General features: G+C 59.3%; 15 protein-coding genes and 1 tRNA gene. 9 read left to right on the top strand and 7 right to left on the bottom strand.

The window, feature by feature from the left end; genetic code table 11:
- Positions 1 to 65 precede the first annotated feature (65 nt).
- Positions 66 to 986 carry a TRAP transporter substrate-binding protein gene (locus tag KSP9073_RS11315; RefSeq protein ID WP_439330955.1) on the bottom strand — a complete coding sequence of 307 codons (921 nt, stop codon included), beginning with the start codon at positions 984 to 986 and terminating at the stop codon, positions 66 to 68.
- 188 nt (positions 987 to 1174) lie between these two features.
- Positions 1175 to 2386 carry a D-mannonate dehydratase ManD gene (gene manD, locus KSP9073_RS11310; protein ID WP_108843070.1) on the bottom strand — a complete coding sequence of 404 codons (1212 nt, stop codon included), beginning with the start codon at positions 2384 to 2386 and terminating at the stop codon, positions 1175 to 1177.
- Positions 2387 to 2614: 228 nt separating this feature from the next.
- Here manD and KSP9073_RS11305 point away from each other — a divergent pair, with 228 nt between their 5' ends.
- From KSP9073_RS11305 to dps, 3 genes are all read left to right on the top strand, one after another.
- Positions 2615 to 3394 carry an FCD domain-containing protein gene (locus KSP9073_RS11305; RefSeq protein ID WP_108843069.1) on the top strand — a complete coding sequence of 260 codons (780 nt, stop codon included), beginning with the start codon at positions 2615 to 2617 and terminating at the stop codon, positions 3392 to 3394.
- 185 nt (positions 3395 to 3579) lie between these two features.
- A complete protein-coding gene (locus KSP9073_RS11300) occupies positions 3580 to 5148 on the top strand; it encodes a sodium:solute symporter family transporter (protein ID WP_108843395.1) in 1569 nt (522 codons plus the stop codon).
- 155 nt (positions 5149 to 5303) lie between these two features.
- Complete coding sequence (dps, locus tag KSP9073_RS11295) at positions 5304 to 5843, top strand: DNA starvation/stationary phase protection protein Dps (protein ID WP_108843068.1); 540 nt, start codon at positions 5304 to 5306, stop codon at positions 5841 to 5843.
- 97 nt (positions 5844 to 5940) lie between these two features.
- On the opposite strand, the gene KSP9073_RS11290 is transcribed toward dps, so the two are convergent.
- A complete protein-coding gene (locus KSP9073_RS11290; protein WP_165814236.1) occupies positions 5941 to 6867 on the bottom strand; it encodes a sugar kinase in 927 nt (308 codons plus the stop codon).
- 132 nt (positions 6868 to 6999) lie between these two features.
- On the opposite strand from KSP9073_RS11290, the gene KSP9073_RS11285 reads away from it, so the two are divergent.
- The 3 genes from KSP9073_RS11285 to KSP9073_RS11275 all read left to right on the top strand — a co-directional run bounded on the left by KSP9073_RS11285 (position 7000) and on the right by KSP9073_RS11275 (position 8649).
- Complete coding sequence (locus KSP9073_RS11285; protein ID WP_108843066.1) at positions 7000 to 7668, top strand: HAD family hydrolase; 669 nt, start codon at positions 7000 to 7002, stop codon at positions 7666 to 7668.
- Positions 7669 to 7726: 58 nt separating this feature from the next.
- Positions 7727 to 8458, top strand: a complete 732-nt coding sequence (locus KSP9073_RS11280; protein WP_108843065.1) for a DUF2076 domain-containing protein — start codon at positions 7727 to 7729, stop codon at positions 8456 to 8458.
- Positions 8459 to 8559: 101 nt separating this feature from the next.
- Positions 8560 to 8649: transfer RNA gene (locus KSP9073_RS11275), tRNA-Ser, on the top strand.
- 65 nt (positions 8650 to 8714) lie between these two features.
- Here the strand turns inward: KSP9073_RS11275 and KSP9073_RS11270 are convergent.
- From KSP9073_RS11270 to KSP9073_RS11260, 3 genes are all read right to left on the bottom strand, one after another.
- Positions 8715 to 9221: a copper resistance protein NlpE gene (locus tag KSP9073_RS11270; protein WP_108843064.1), complete on the bottom strand. Its 507-nt coding sequence runs from the start codon at positions 9219 to 9221 to the stop codon at positions 8715 to 8717.
- A gap of 102 nt (positions 9222 to 9323) precedes the next feature.
- A complete protein-coding gene (locus KSP9073_RS11265) occupies positions 9324 to 10655 on the bottom strand; it encodes a sensor domain-containing diguanylate cyclase (protein WP_165814235.1) in 1332 nt (443 codons plus the stop codon).
- Between the two features lie 234 nt (positions 10656 to 10889).
- A complete protein-coding gene (locus KSP9073_RS11260) occupies positions 10890 to 11108 on the bottom strand; it encodes a hypothetical protein (protein WP_108843062.1) in 219 nt (72 codons plus the stop codon).
- Between the two features lie 331 nt (positions 11109 to 11439).
- Here KSP9073_RS11260 and argC point away from each other — a divergent pair, with 331 nt between their 5' ends.
- From argC to zwf, 3 genes are all read left to right on the top strand, one after another.
- The gene (argC, locus tag KSP9073_RS11255; protein WP_108843061.1) at positions 11440 to 12396 is read left to right on the top strand and encodes an N-acetyl-gamma-glutamyl-phosphate reductase; all 957 of its coding nucleotides are present in this window, start codon (positions 11440 to 11442) and stop codon (positions 12394 to 12396) included.
- Positions 12397 to 12464: 68 nt separating this feature from the next.
- On the top strand, positions 12465 to 13292 hold the full coding sequence (locus tag KSP9073_RS11250; RefSeq protein WP_108843060.1) for an ion transporter: 828 nt from the start codon (positions 12465 to 12467) through the stop codon (positions 13290 to 13292).
- Positions 13293 to 13402: 110 nt separating this feature from the next.
- The gene (gene zwf / locus KSP9073_RS11245; protein ID WP_108843059.1) at positions 13403 to 15007 is read left to right on the top strand and encodes a glucose-6-phosphate dehydrogenase; all 1605 of its coding nucleotides are present in this window, start codon (positions 13403 to 13405) and stop codon (positions 15005 to 15007) included.
- 83 nt (positions 15008 to 15090) lie between these two features.
- Here zwf and KSP9073_RS11240 read toward each other — a convergent pair whose 3' ends face one another.
- Entirely contained in the window at positions 15091 to 15981 is an 891-nt protein-coding gene (locus KSP9073_RS11240; protein WP_108843058.1) for an NAD-dependent epimerase/dehydratase family protein, read from the bottom strand.
- Between the last annotated feature and the right edge of the window lie 82 nt (positions 15982 to 16063).

Genomic DNA, 16063 nt, shown 5'->3' with positions numbered 1-16063 from the left:
TTGCGCAGGGCACAAGGGGCGTGAAGGTCAGCAATAACGCCTTTATCCGAAGATGAGACGAGCGATCAGAGCTTTTCGATGCGCTCAAGAAGCTCGGTCTGCTCGGGGTCGAGCGCCTTTTTAATGGCCGGCATCGCCTTGTCGGCAAAGGCCTTTGTGTCGACCTCAACAAAGGTCATACCCTTGTCCTTAAGCGCCTTCTCCAGACGCTTCTGATCTTCAACAAACAGCGTGCGCTCATAGCTTTGCATGTCGCCTGCGGCGTCACGCACGACCTTCTGCAGATCGTCCGGCATGCTGTCGAGCTTGCGCTTGCCAATCACGACATAGATCCAGCTTCTGACGTGATTGGTCATGTTGACGTATTTCTGGACCTCGGAAAGGCTCGCGCTTTCGATCAGCGACAGCGGATTTTCCTGAGCATCGATGGTGCCCTGCTGAAGCGAGGTGAAAACCTCACTGAAGGCCATCGGCGTGGGACGTGCCCCCAGTGCCTGCCAGGTATCGACAAACAGCGGCACGTTGGGCACACGCAGACGCAGCCCATCCAGATCCTCCGGGGTCTTGATCTCGCGGTTGGCGGTCAGCTCACGGGCACCGCGCTCAAACCAGGTCAGCGGGACCAGCCCGGTACGCTCGGTGATCTGGGCCTCGATCTCGCTGCCGATATCGCCGTCAACGGCCTTTTTGAGCTGTTCGCTGTCACGAAAGGCGTAAGGGACAGCCATCATGGCGGCCTTGGGCGCCCAGTTCTGCAGGCTCTCTCCGGTAATGGTCATGTCGGCCGTGCCCAGCTGGATGGAGTTGATCACGTCCATCTCGTTGCCCAGCTGTTCATTGGGGTAAACCTGCACTTCGATACGGCCATCGGAGTTTTTCTCGACCTCCTCCTTGAAGTGCATGGCGGCCTTGTTCCAGATGTTCTGCTCATTGGCCAGATGGCCGAATTTCAGCGTGTAATCTGCGGCCTGCACAGGGGTGGCCATCGCCAGAACACCAGCGGCCAGCACACCGGCACCGATCAGCTGTGACAGACGCAGACGTGACAATTGACGCATCGACATACCTTGCTCCTTCAGGGCCCAGGCCCTGATTAAATCCAGCGGTGGGATCATCGGCTGCCCGGCAGCCCGTATCTCTCGCCCGGCCTGCTTTCAGACAGGGCGCTATCGACCTACCAGTGCCAGAGCGTGCCATCCTCGAGCCGATTGACCGGCAGACTGGCGCGTTTGTAGGGGTACTTCGCGGCCATGGCCTCATCGATGTCCACACCGTGACCGGGGACCTCGCCCGGCGTGAAATGGCCATCCTCGAAGCGATAGGCATGCGGGAAAACCGCTTCGGTCTCCTCGCTGTGCGGCATGTGTTCCTGAATACCGAAGTTGGGCACCCAGGTATCGAAATGCAGCGCCGCGCCCATGCAGACCGGGGAAAGATCGGTCGGACCGTGAAAGCCGGTGCGCACGTGGTAAAGCTCGGCCAGTGCCGCGATACGACGCACATGAGTGATGCCGCCGGCGTGGGTCAGCGTGGCGCGGATATAGTCGATCGACTGCGACTCGATCAGCTCACGACAGTCGTGGATCGAGTTGAAAACTTCCCCCACCGCCAGCGGCGTGGTGGTGTGCTGGCGAATCATGCGAAACGCGCTCTGATTCTCGGCCGGCACGCAGTCCTCGAGCCAGAACAGATGATAGGGCTCGACTTCCTTGCCCAGTCGCGCCGCTTCGATGGGCGTCAGGCGGTGATGCACGTCGTGCAGCACGTGCAGATCATCGCCGAAGCGCTCGCGTACGGCCTGGAAAAGCTTCGGCACATGATTGAGGTACTTCGACGTGCTCCAGACGTTTTCGCTGGGCAGGCTTGAATCGGCCGGCTCATAGCGCTCACCGGCCTTCTTGGCGACGCCGTAGGTGGAGGCGATGCCGGGGATGCCGCACTGCACGCGCACGGCGCGATAGCCCTGCTCGACGTGGCGAGCGACTTCTTCCAGGCAGCCCTCGATGTCATGGCCGGTGGCGTGGCCGTAAACCATGACGCGCTCGCGGCTCTTGCCCCCCAAAAGCTTGTAAAGCGGCATGCCGGCGGCCTTGCCCATGATGTCCCACAGCGCCATGTCCACGGCACCGATCGCCGACATGGTGACCGGCCCGCGACGCCAGTAGGCACCGCGATAGAAGAACTGCCAGATGTCTTCGATGCTGGAAGGATCGCGTCCGATCAGCGCCGGCGCCACGTGTTCCTCGAGATAGGCCACCACTGCCAGCTCACGACCGTTGAGCGTGGCATCGCCGATGCCGTAGATCCCTTCATCGGTTTCGATTTTCAGGGTGACCAGATTTCGACCCGGACAGGTCACGATGACGCGCGCATCCACAATCTTCATAAGAGCTCTCTGCCTGTGTACATCAATGACGCCAGGCTACCTGTATTATGATTGGCATACCAAATAGACATTGGTATACATAGGCGTCGCAAAGCTTCACAGCGCGCTTTAAAGTGTTGTCAGATAGGCTTTATCAGCACATCGTGGTGAAACTGGCATGCCACATTGGGCTGCCAAAAATTGACCGGGCCGTGGCCATCACGGGCAGGTGCCATCAGGGAGGTCGGGATGCGCCGACAGTATCAGATCATTGGCGAGCAGATCGGTCAGCAGATCGACCGCGACGGGTATACCCCGGGCGATCGACTGCCCACGGAACGTGAATACGCCGAGCGTTTTGACGTAAGCCGCACGGTCGTGCGCGAGGCCTTCATCATGCTGGAACTGGCCGGACGCGTGGAAGTCCGCAAGGGCTCGGGGACCTATGTCTGCGCGCCCGGCGACAGCCTCGGCCCCGCCTCGTCAGCAGCACCAATGATGCCTGCTCCTGTAGAGGACATCGGCCCCTTCGAGCTTTTAAAGGCACGTCAGGTGGTCGAAAGCGCCGTGGCCGCCGCCGCCGCCGAACTGGTAACGCCGAGCGACATTCGCGCTTTGTCGACGCTTTTGGCCGAGGAACGTCAGGCGCTCAGGACGTCCATCGGCGGACAGGAGCTGACCAACGCCCCCGACCAGGCCGATCGCGCCTTTCATCTGCTGATCGCGCGCGCCAGTCAAAACACCCTGCTGGAGGACGCCGTTAACCGGCTCTGGGAGCAGCGCGACCGCAGCCCCATGTGGCGACGGCTGCACGGGCGCATCATGGATTTCTCCTATCGTCGCAGCTGGCTGGATGACCACGACCGTATTCTCGCCTGCCTCAAAAAACGCGACAGCGCCGGTGCCCATGACGCGATGTGGGGTCATATCGAGCACGTGATGCATACGCTGTTCACCCATTCCGATACCGATGACCCGGGCTTTGACGGTTATCTCTTCACCCGCGGTATCGAGCGCCCGTCTTCCTGAGTTTCCCGTCCCTTTGCCGGTCATTTAACCCCAGTCCGTCTCGCCACTCCCATGCATCTAAACTAATGTAGATAGGTGCAGCGTGCCAATGACCGCATTCAATGTCGGCAGGCAGCGCCTCAGAGAACAATACCAATACGGATGAGCGGCAGCGCAACAGGGCTGACCGAAAACGGGAGGGTGATATGGCCTGGCTGGATTACGCAGTGATCGTGGCATATCTGGGCGGTTTTTTGCTGCTGGGACAGCTTTTCAGGCAGCAGCACTCGGGCGAGGACTATTTTCTGGGCAGCCGTGGCTTTGGCTGGTTCCCGCTATCCCTCTCGGCGGCGGCCACTCAGCTCTCGGCCGTCAGCTTCATCTCGGCACCCGCCTTTGTGGGCATGAAGGAAGGCGGCGGGCTGATATGGCTGACCTACGAATTTGCGGTGCCGCTGGCGATGATCGTGCTTGTCGTGCTCTTTTTCCCGACGCTCTATGCCGCCGGCGTGGTCAGTATCTACGGCTATCTGGAAAAACGCTTCGGCCGCGGCACCCGCATTCTGTTGAGTCTGGTATTTCAGCTGTCACGCGCCTTCGCCACCAGTGTCATGGTGTATGCCATTGCCCTGATTCTTACCCATGCCATCGGCCTGCCCCTGTGGGCCACCATTGTCGTGATCGGGGTGGTCACGCTGGTGTATTCGTGTCAGGGCGGCATGAAGGCCGTGGTCTATGGCGACGTCATTCAGATGATATTGCTGGTGATCGGGCTGGTGGTCTGTCTGGTCTATGCCCTGTCGCTGCTCGGTGGTTGGGAAGTCTTCATGGCCAACGTGGACCCGGCGCGTCTTGAAACCGTGCGCTTTGATGATTTTGGCATTGGCCGGGACAGCAACGGCTTTGGTTTCTGGCCCATGGTGATTGGCGGGCTCTTTCTCTACGCCGCCTACTACGGCGCCGATCAGAGCCAGGCCCAGCGGCTGCTGTCTGCCCGTGACGCACGTACCGTGCGCCATACCCTGCTGGCCAACGGGCTGCTGCGCTTTCCAGTCACCCTGTGCTACTGCCTGCTCGGGCTGGTGATGGGCACGCTGGCCGTCACGCATCCGGAGTTTCGCGCGCTGATTCCCGCTGACGAACCGGATTTGATGGTGCCGCTGTTCATGCGCGACTACCTGCCTGCGGGGCTGACCGGCATCCTGATCGTGGCCATCTTTTCGGCGGCCATGTCATCGGTCAGCTCGGCGATCAATTCGCTGTCGGCGGCAAGCGTCGAGGACCTGTTCGTGCGCGGGCGCAAAATCGATGACAAACGCTACATGCGTCTGTCCCGACTCACCTCCGTTTTCTGGGGGGTGGTCTGCATCACACTGGCCTTTTTTACCGGCAACATCGCCACCACCATTATCGAGGCCATCAACAAGGTGGGCTCGCTCTTTTTCGGCCCCATGCTTGCGACCTTTCTGGCCGCCATTCTGATACGGCCCATCAACGGCATTGGCGCCAACTGCGGGCTGGTCGCCGGCGTTGGGCTCAATGCCTTTTTGTGGCTGTTCGTGCCGGAGCTTTTCTGGTTCTGGTGGAACGTGACCGGAGCCGTCACCATGCTGGTGGTCGCCCTGATCGTGAGTGCCGTGACGCATCGCCGCACGCACAGCGATGTCATGCCACGGCCAGTGCTGGATGCCCATGTGCCTACCATCGCGGCGCTGGGCGTTTTCTTCGTGGTCATTGTGCTGTTCAGCGTATGGCTGCCGACGTTTTTAACCTGACAGGCACGCCACGGCTTTTGATCACGGCCTTGATATCGAGTCTGAACGTACCAAAATTGGTAGATAGCGCAACGTGATGGCGTGATGTGACGACACGCCATGTGGCCTGATAGACGCAGGCCGTTTTCACTGATCTCGACAAAAGGATGTGACGCATGAGCAGTGCAACAACACGCAATATCAAGGACGCCAATCAAAAAGCCGCGACGAAGCTTTATCCGACGCGCAACGACATCCCCGAAGGCGAGCGCGAAAAGGTCGTGGCGGTCATGAATGCACGTCTGGCCGAGCTGATCGACCTGGCGCTGGTGATCAAGCAGGCCCACTGGAACCTCAAGGGACCGCAGTTCATCGCCGTGCACGAGATGCTCGACGGGTTCAGAAGCGGTATTGATGCTCATGTTGATGAGGTGGCCGAGCGACTGGTTCAGCTGGGCGGCACGGCACTGGGTACGGTGCAGCTGGTCTCGCAGAACACCAGCCTTGCAAGCTACCCGGCAGACATTCATCGCATTGAGGATCATCTCAAGGCGCTGGCAGATCACTACGCCGGCGTGGGCGCGACCGTACGCAAGTCCATTGACGAGGTAGAGGGATACGGCGATGCCGACTCCTCTGACCTGCTGACCGGCGTCTCACGTACGCTTGACAGCAACCTGTGGTTTATCGAGGCCCACATGCAGGAAGGTGCCTGAGTCAGCGGCTCATTCACTGGCCTGAGAAAACGGCAACGGGAGCACCCTATGGGGTGCTCCCGTTTTTTGTATGGCCAGCAAAACGCCGATAGAGATGTCAGGGCATCTCGGGCATATGCTCGACATCAATGATGGCGCCACGATGACCAATGACAGTGCCCGCCAGTCGGTGACCCCAGCGCGCTGATGTTTCGACATCGCCACCGGTCAGGCGACAGGCCAAATACCCGGCGCTGAAGGAATCTCCCGCCGCCGTGGTGTCCACCACCGTCTCGACACGCTCCCCGGCCACTTCATGACGCACACCGTCACACTCGATCAGGCAGCTTTCGGCGCCGCGCTTGACCACGATTTCACTGACGCCTCGGTCGCGGTAAAACGCAAACAGCGCCTCGGGGGTGTCAAAGCCAAACAGGGCCTGATCATCCTCGAAGGTGACAATCGCCAGATCGACCTGATCCAGTAGCGACTGATGCGCCTGCCGGGCGGTTTCGACGCCCGGCCAGAGTCTGGGGCGATAGTTGTTGTCAAAGACCACCCTGACCCCGCGCTCGCGCAGACCGGGCAGCCCCACCAGCAGCCGCTGGCGGCCCTCGGGCGTTAAAATGGCCAGGCTGATGCCGCTGAGATAAAGGGTATCGCTTTTTGCCAGACGCTCGAGCAGCTGCTCGCCCTCCTCACCATCCAGCATGAAGCGCGCGGCGGCTTCGCTTCGCCAATAGTGAAAGCGTCGCTCCCCTGCCTCGTCGGTCTCGATGAAATAAAGCCCCGGGAGGCGCGCCTCAAGGGTTCTGACGTTATCGGTGGCGACGCCTTCGCGGGCAAAGCGCTCGCGCATGGCCTGGCTGAATCCGTCGGTGCCCAGCGCCGTGACATACTCCACTGCAAGAGCATTGCCCGCCAGACGTGCCAGATAGGCCGCCGTATTAAAGCTGTCGCCACCGAAGGTCTGATGAACGGACTGCCCCGGCCGGCCATGCATTTCGATCATGCACTCGCCCATAAGCGCGATGGTTGATGACAAGATGGTTCTCCCTTTGCATTGTGTTTTGCGACGATGCACCCGAAGCTAAAAGGACTCAAGCAGCACCGACATTTTCCAGGCGATACCTTCAAACGTCACGACGTTCCCGAGAGAACAGTTTCAGGAGATCCCATGGCACGACTCAAATGTTTGATCTTTGACTGCGACGGCACGCTGGTCGACAGCGAACCCCTGCTCGCCGAGGTACTGGCACAGACCCTGCCCGAGGCCGGTTTGCCCTTTAGTGCCAGCGATTATATGAACGAATTTCGCGGTGTGGTCTATGCCCATATCGTGGCGGAACTCGAGCAGCGCCATGGCGCTGTCGACGAGCCCCTGAAAAAGGAGACCGAAACGCGCATGCGTGCGCGCCTGATGGCCGGTCTCAAGGATAATCTGCTCGTGATCGAAGGTATCGAGGCGTCAATGGAAGTGCTGAGTGCCGATTATCTCTGCTGTGTGGCCTCCAACGGGCCGCTCAACAAGATTCGCCAATCCATGGAGGTTTCCGGGCTGGGGCGCTTTTTTGGCGATCACCTTTTCTCGGCCTACGAGGTGGGTCACTTCAAGCCGGACCCGGGGCTTTTTTTACACGCCGCACACGCCATGGGTGTGGCCCCCGAGGAGTGCCTGGTGATCGATGATGCTCCGGTTGGCGTCACCGCGGCGCTGGACGCCGGTATGCAGGTGGCCCACATCAACCATTTTCCCGATGAAGAACAGACGCCGGCACGCGCCCATGAACTCCTTCACATGAAGGATCTGCCCGCCCTGGTCGAGAGGCTCAATCAGGCACTATAACGCCTGATAGCGGTCAAACCCCTGACGGGGCTTACGCATTGATGGAACGGAGAACACCATGGCACGCAGTGAACAGGAAATGATCGACGGTCTGTTTTCACGCCTCAAGGAAGCCGAAGCGCAGACCGGCGAGCGTGATGCGAAAGCGCAGGCATGCATTGATGACCACGTGCGCGACCAGCCGGGCGCCCCCTATTATATGGCACAGACCATTTTGGTTCAGGAAGCCGCGATCAAACGGCTTAATGCCCGGGTCGAGGCGCTGGAAAAACAAAAAAGCGAGAAACGCAGCAGTGGCGGCTTTCTGGCCGGCATTTTCGGCGCGGATCAGCGCGAGGAACCCGCCAACGAGCGCGGCCGGGCGCCCGGCGCGTCAAGTGCGTCAGGGCGGTCGCCCGCCAGCGGCCCGGGTCAGAACTGGCAGACCAACGGCCCGGCCTCAAGCGCCCCTGGCAATGCCATGCGCGGCGGCAGCGGTTTTCTGGGCGGCGCCCTGCAAACGGCGGCCGGCGTGGCCGGTGGCATGATGCTGGGCAACATGCTTACGGGCATGTTTGGCCATCACAACAGCGAAGAGATCGTTGATGTCATCGAAGACCCGGTCGGTACGGACCATCAAAACGATCAGGAGGGGATGGGCGGCGGTGACCCCGGCGCGGATCAGAGCGGTTTTGCTCAAACCGACTACGACCCGCAATCCGACGCACCCCAGGATGACGCTGGCTTTCAGGATGACGGCTCCCTGTTCGGCGGTGATGCCGGCGGGTTTGACGACTTCGATGAGGTCTAGACGCTGCTGACCGGGCATCAGGTCATGGACCGTGATCGCCCTTCCGGATGGCGTTCGGGCATGGACATTTCATGCCGGCATCAGTATTATATGGCGCCTTCGGAGAGGTGGTCGAGTGGTCGAAGGCGCCGGTCTCGAAAACCGGAGTGGGTTTAGGCCCACCGAGGGTTCGAATCCCTCCCTCTCCGCCATATATAAAAAAACCGGCCACTGGGCCGGTTTTTTTATGCGCGATCGTCTGGCCCTGTTGGTGCACCTACCCCTGGTAGGGCGTGGACTGTGCCGCCGAGCCTGACGCCGGTTGTATCGGCTCGGCCACGTGGCGCAGCTCAATATTGTGCGTGGTATTGATGGCCTGGCCGTTGCAGTTCAGCTGGCGCAGACGATCATTGCCGATGACCTGAAAACTCATGCAGCTGTCGGCGCTTTCAGGGTCGAGTCGGTAAATCACCGCCTGCGGGTCCACTTGATTGCCGCGCGTCACGACCCAGTCGCCCGAGCGCGTTTGCACGTCCTGCTCACGGCCATTGCCCAGATAACGCTGTTTTAGCGTATAGGTCGACGCAAATCCGGTCATACCGGAAGACACCAGCGTCAGCTCGGTATCGACCCCCTCGCAGTCGGCACACGGCAACACGCCCTGCCAGCTTTCTGCCACGGACATGACCTGCGGTGACGATGACACTTCCGGCTGCTGACTACAGCCCCCGAGTGCCAGACCTGCTGCGGCCAGCATGATGCCGCTGGAAAAAGCTCTTTTCATGACGCGCCCCCGTTTACCGTTAACTGCCCTGACCGTTATCGGGTCCTGACCCTGTATGACTATAAGCAAACGTAGTCGAGTCGCATCAAACTGTCGTGGCCTTCAAAAGACGATTCGATCGCGACCGCGTCCCTTGGCCTGATAAAGCTTCTGGTCCACGCCTTCCACCAGATCATTACAGTTCATGCCGCGCGCATTGATGATGCCGGCCGAGAAAGTGACCTGCAGCCCGCGTGGACTGAGATACTCGAGCGCCAGCGAGTGGCGCAGGCGCTCAAGCGCCTGAAAGGCGCCGCTGACATCAATACCCGGCAAAATCAGCATGAACTCTTCCCCGCCCCAGCGCACCAGAATATCGCTGACGCGCAGCTGGCGTGACAGCACTTCGGCAAACTGCTGAAGTACCTGGTCACCGACGGTATGGCCGTAGTCATCGTTGACGCGCTTGAAGTGGTCGATATCCAGCAGCGCCACACTGATCTCCAGCCCCTGGCGTTCGGCCTGCTCAAGCGCTGCCTCGAGGCTGCTGATGCCGAATCGACGATTGCGAATGCCGGTCAGCTCATCGTGCGTGGCCAGATACTCAAGACGCACATTTTTTTCCTCCAGCGCCATCTCGAGTTTCTTGCGCTCGCTGATGTCGACCAGAAAGACCACATCGCGCGGCCGGCCATCTTCTCCCTCAATGCGAACGCTTTCGACAATCACCGTGTGGCGCTCGCCGTTGCGAGCGACCAGCTCACACTCTCCAAACTGCTGGGTATGACCGTGACCGCTGCCCAGCGCGCCGCGATGCTGGCACTGCAGGTAGTGATAACTGCTATAGGGCACGAGCATCGAAAAGGATCGGCCGATCAATTCGTGCTCTTCATAGCCATGAAAGCGACAGTAGGCCGGGTTGACCATCTCAAAACGCCCGTCTTCGGTCAGCACACAGATGCCCATGGGCGTGGCATTTATGATGCTCGAGATGCACTCCTGGCTACGCCTGAGTTCTTCGTGCTGAACAATCTGGCGGGTACAGTCCTGCAGCACCAGCATGATTCGGGTGGTCTCGCCATCACTGGCCAGTCGACAGCCGGTAAGACTCAGCGCCAGACGCCGCTGGCTTCCCTTGAAACCGAGCCAGCGCACGCGCGGAGCCTGTCCATGTTCGATGGCATTGTCATCAAGACACCAGTCGTGAGCAGGATGGTCACCCTTGTCATCGGGATACCAGTGCCAGGGCTCATCTTCCTCGAAAGGGTCGAAATGGTTCAAAAGAATTCGAGCAGAACGGTTGGCACCTTCCAGCGTGATACGCTCGCCACACCGATAGACCAGCGCTGCAATGTTTAGCTTGTCGAGTGCCTCGATGGACGGGCAGTCGTCGGCGGGCGGCAGACAGTGACTCATCTTGTGATGATTACCTTCCATTACATAAGAATTACTCATGAATACATTATGAACGTCCGTTTCTGGCGCTTCCTGTCTGATTAACGCATTAATCATTTTCAGCGCAAAAATGTATGAGAAAGGGTGCAAATGGCACAGGTCACATGAGCTGGAGGAATACTGGGGAATGAGGGGAGCCGGATGAAAAACATGCTTTGAGAAGGAAAGGGATAATGCTTCTTTATCAGTTAAAGGAATGAACAACAGGGATTTTCGCCCGCCCCCGGACCCGCATTACCGAGAAGCAGCATTCTCGTTTTGAAACTGGTTAAAGATATAATCCTGTCGACCATCCGTTTTGCATACCTTGGCGCTGACATGGCTTTCCAGCGCTTTTTTTTCGGCCCATTGAACCGCCGTACGCTTGGTATAAAAGCGCTTGATGATTTGATCCTTGTCATCGCATACCAGCCATCGCCCGTTTTGCTTTTTCACCAGATAGCCAAATGACATTGTGATCTCTCTCTGACAGGGCCATACCCGTTATTGTTCACACAGTCTTTTTATTTTTTCAGCAATGACTATAAGCCACGACCGGTGTTTTGCCAGAGGCTTTTGCGCCCCTATCCGGATGGTCGGCGCATGCCATCATCTGATTTAATACTCGTAACGACTCATTTTTCAGCCACTGATATTTCAAATCGATGCGTACATTGGCTCGACTGGCAAGATTCTTTTGATGCTTTTCCCGGCCAATTGACACCCCTGGGTGCGTGGCGGCACTGAAGGGGTACAATGACAGCAGCCAACAGATTTGACTCATTACTCCCACGCGAGGTAGACCATGACGTCCAGGGTATTCGTGGATGGCCAGGAAGGCACGACCGGCTTGAGAATTTTTGACTATCTACAGGCACGTGACGATATCGAGCTGCTGCGCATCGACAGCGACCGCCGCAAGGACCGTGATGAGCGGGCTCGCCTGATCAACCAGGCCGATGTCGTCTTTCTCTGCCTGCCCGATGATGCCTCACGAGAAGCCGCCTCTCTGGTCGACAACCCCGATACCTGTCTGATCGATGCCAGTACCGCCTTTCGCACCGACCCCGACTGGACCTACGGTCTGCCGGAGCTGACGCCTGGCCAGCGCGAGCGCATTCGCGCAAGCAAACGCATCGCCAACGTGGGATGCCATGCCAGCGCCTTCATCATGCTGGTTCGCCCGCTGATCGAGGCCGGCCTTCTACCGCCGGACTATCCTTTCTCGGCCTTTTCACTGACCGGTTACAGCGGCGGCGGCAAGAAAATGATTGCCGATTATGAAGCAGCCCGGGACGGCGCGCTGGACGCCCCGCGCCCCTACGCCCTGACACTGGCCCACAAGCATCTGCCGGAAATGCGCATTCAAGGGGGGCTTGATCGCTCGCCGGTGTTTACACCGATCGTGGGCAACTTCCTGAAGGGGCTGTCGGTCAACATTCCGCTTCAGTGTTCCCACCTGCCCGAGGGCACCACTGCCGAGCGCATTACCCGCGCCTGGCAGGCCCACTACGAAGGCGCCCCCTTCGTGAACGTCATGGCGGCGCAGGATAGCGAGGCGCTCGAGGGCGGCTTTTTCGACGTCACCGCCTGCAACGACACCAACCGTGTTGACCTGTGCGTCTTTGGCAACGAGGAAAGGCTGGCGCTGGTGGCCCGCATGGACAACCTCGGCAAGGGCGCCGCGGGGGCTGCCGTACAGAACATGAACATCCATCTGGGCCTTGAAGAAACCACCGGTCTGGCCTGTCGGCTCGACTGATTTCTGCCTCCTGTCGCGTGTGCGACGCGTCAGGGGGCATCCCTGATCCAGCTGTAACGGAACTGTCGATGAAAGAGCGCGTCACCCCCTTTCAGCTGTTCATACTGGTGCTGTCGATCTATGTCATCACCGCCATGGCCGTCAGCATGCTGGTGACGCTCCCGCCGGAGCTTTCCCGGCTGTTCCAATACATGGACTACATCGTCTGCCTGTTCTTTTTTATCGATTTCTGTCAACGCTTCATGCGAGCAGAGAGCAAGCTGGCCTACATGCGCTGGGGCTGGATCGATCTGCTGGCGTGTATCCCGGCGGGGCTTTTTCAGGGCGCACGCATGTTTCGCGTGGTACAGGTACTTCGTGTCCTGCGCGCGATCAAGTCGATGGAAATGATCTGGCGGCTCTTGTTTCGCAACCGCGCCGAGGGCGTTTTTGCCTCCGCCGCCACTGCCACGGTGCTGCTGGTAGCCTTTGGCGCCATCACCATGCTGATGGTGGAAAGCCCCAACCCGGAGAGCCCGATCAACACGGCCGAGGATGCCCTTTGGTGGGCGATCGTGACCGTTACCACCGTGGGGTACGGCGACTACTATCCCGTGACGACGCTGGGCCGTGTGGTGGCCGTATTGCTGATGATCGGCGGCGTGGGTCTTTTCGGCAGCTTTGCCGCCTATATCAGCTCGATTTTCATTGCCGATGACAGCGAGCGGGAATCCCGTGAGGCCCGCGCCCAGCGAGACATGACCCGCGCCCTTCACCATCAGATTGTTGAGCTGACCAGCGAGGTTCGCGAGCTACGCCAGCGGCTGGACCAAATGCATGATGCCTCCGGGGCACCTCCTTCGCCCTATTCCCTGTCGTCCTCTGATGACGAAAACCGTCCGAATCGGGACGCCTGATCCGAACCTTCATGCAGGAATGAGGCATAACGTCGCAATTGCATTACGCTTTATGAAAAGGGGCAGCGCACGGCTCCCGATTCACATGTACCCATGCACAAGGCGATGACATGACCCAGACCGACCATCAGCATCAAAAGGACGGGCAGCCACAAAAGGCAGCGCCCCCGGCCGACGACACCACCATGTTCATCTTTGGCGCCAGCGGGGATCTGGTCAAACGCCTGCTGGTGCCCTCGCTTTATAATCTTGACCGCGACGGCCTGCTAGACCGCGGCATGAGCATCGTCGGTGTTGATATTGCCAAACACGATGATGAGAGCTTTCGAGGCCATCTCAAGGACTTCATCGCCGACAAGGCCGCCGACAAGCACGCCGAAGGCGGCGGTCAGGAACTGGACGAAGATCACTGGCAGGATTTTGCCCAGCGCATCCACTATCTGCAGGGCGATTTCACCGAATCAGATGTTTTCGAGCATATCAAAGGCCATCTCGAGCAGGCCGACAGCGACAATGCCCTGTTCTACTGCGCTACCGCCCCGCGCTTTTTCGGTGATATCGCCACCGGTCTTGGCAAGGCCGGGCTGATGAAGGAAGGCGACAACCGCTATCGCCGCATGGTGGTGGAAAAACCCTTTGGTCATGATCTCGAATCGGCCCGCGCGCTCAATGCCCAGCTGCTGGAGGTCATGAAGGAAGAGCAGATCTATCGGATCGACCACTTCCTGGGCAAGGAGACCGTGCAGAATATTCTGGTTGCCCGCTTTGCCAACGTGTTGTTCGAGCCTTTTTGGAACAATCACTACATCGATCATATCCAGATCACGGCGGCCGAAACCGTGGGCGTCGAAAAGCGTGGAAGCTTTTATGAAAAAAGCGGCGCCATGCGGGACATGGTGCCCAACCACCTATTCCAGCTGCTGGCCATGGTCGCTATCGAGCCGCCGGCTGCCTTCGGCGCCGATGCCCTGCGCAGCGAAAAGGCCAAGGTACTGGGCGCCCTGCGTCCCTGGCCCCGGGAAGAGGTGCGAGAGAACTCGGTGCGAGGCCAATATCGCGCCGGCCGGCTTCAGGACGAAAACGTCCCCGGTTATCGCGACGAACCCGACGTCGACGAAGACAGCAACACCGAGACCTATGTCGCCATGAAGATGATGGTCGACAACTGGCGCTGGGTGAATGTGCCCTTCTATCTTCGCACCGGTAAACGATTGAGTGCGCGCGACACCGAGATCGCCATCTGCTTCAAGCCGGCGCCCTACGCCCAGTTTCGCGGCACTGACGTTGATCGCATGAATTCCAACTGGCTGATCATTCAGCTTCAGCCCAACGAAGGCATGTGGTTCGACTTTCAGGCCAAGCGTCCGGGGCCGGAGCTTGAAATAGATACCGTCAAGATGGGCTTTGCCTATAAGGACTTCTTCGATCTCCCGGCCGCGACCGGCTATGAAACCCTGATCTATGACTGCCTGACCGGCGATCAGATGCTGTTTCAGCGTGTGGATACGATTGAAAACAGCTGGCGCGCCGTACAGCCCTTTCTTGACGCCTGGGCCGAAGATGACAGCGTCGAGGGCTATGAGGCAGGCTCTGAAGGGCCACAAAGTGCACACGACTTGCTCGAGCGTGACGGTCGCCAGTGGCACAAGATCGGTGAGGTCACGGGTCCGGGCGTGGCGCCGGTGCCGGGCAGTTCGCGCCGCCAGACAGACTAGGATGGAGGGCGAAGGCGCGTGGCGCCTTCGCCCTGTTTTGCAGGTTCATAATGGTGATCGCTGCCCGGACCTCGGTTCCGGCCCTACTGCGCCAGTTCGTCTCGCCAGGAGTGATTCGGTACGAAACCGACCAGACGGCGCGCTTTCTCATTGCTGTAAAAGGTCTCGAACTCCTCCATCTCACGCTTGAGCGGCACATCCGGATAGAACCGTTCGATCACCTCGGCGCTGGTCAGACTCACCGATAGATCATCATTGGCGACGTTGAACACCTGATAGCCCAGTCCATCCGTTTGCAGACAGCACTCCACCATCCGCCCCAGATCGCGAGCATCAATGTAGGCAAAGATGTTGCGACGCCGCAGCGCAGGATTTTCCATGAACGCCGGAAACATCTCACGGTACTCGTGCGGCTCGATCACATTGTTGATGCGCAGGCCATAGATGTCGATCCCCGAGCGCGCCTGGAAAGAGCGCGCAGTGACCTCGTTGACCACCTTGCTCATGGCGTAGCTGTCCTGAGGCACCGTGGGATGTTCTTCATCCACGGGCAGATAGTCCGGCTTTACCTCGCCATCGGCAAAACAGATGCCGTAGGTGGTTTCGCTGGAAGCAAAGATGACCTTGGGAATGCCCAGTTTGGTGGCAGCATCGAGCACGTTGTAGGTGCTCAACGTATTGATGCGATACGTCTCGTTATCCGGCCGGTGCAAAATGGCCGGTATGGCCGCAAAGTGAACGATGGCATCGTACTGCGGCACGCCCGTGCCCGGTTCAAGCTCATCGGGGCTGGCATAAGCCCTGCAGGCATTGAAGACCTGGCCTGCATCGGTCAGATCGGTGGTCAGGTGCGCGATGCCGGGCGTATCAGAGGGTGCCCAGTCCAGATTGGTGACCCGATGTCCCTGGTCACGAAGATAAGCCGTCGCATGGCGGCCCGCCTTGCCGCTACCGCCCGTAAACAGAATGCGCATGAAGCTCTCCCCGATTGATGAAACGATCATGACACTCTGGCAAGGAACGGTCCGTGGCGCCAATGCGCCTTACGACCTGACC

The sequence above is a fragment of the Kushneria phyllosphaerae genome, assembly GCF_900312995.1.
GTDB lineage: Bacteria > Pseudomonadota > Gammaproteobacteria > Pseudomonadales > Halomonadaceae > Kushneria > Kushneria phyllosphaerae.
The sequence above is the reverse complement of the archived record's forward strand: the minus strand, read 5'-3'. Positions and strand labels throughout refer to the sequence as shown.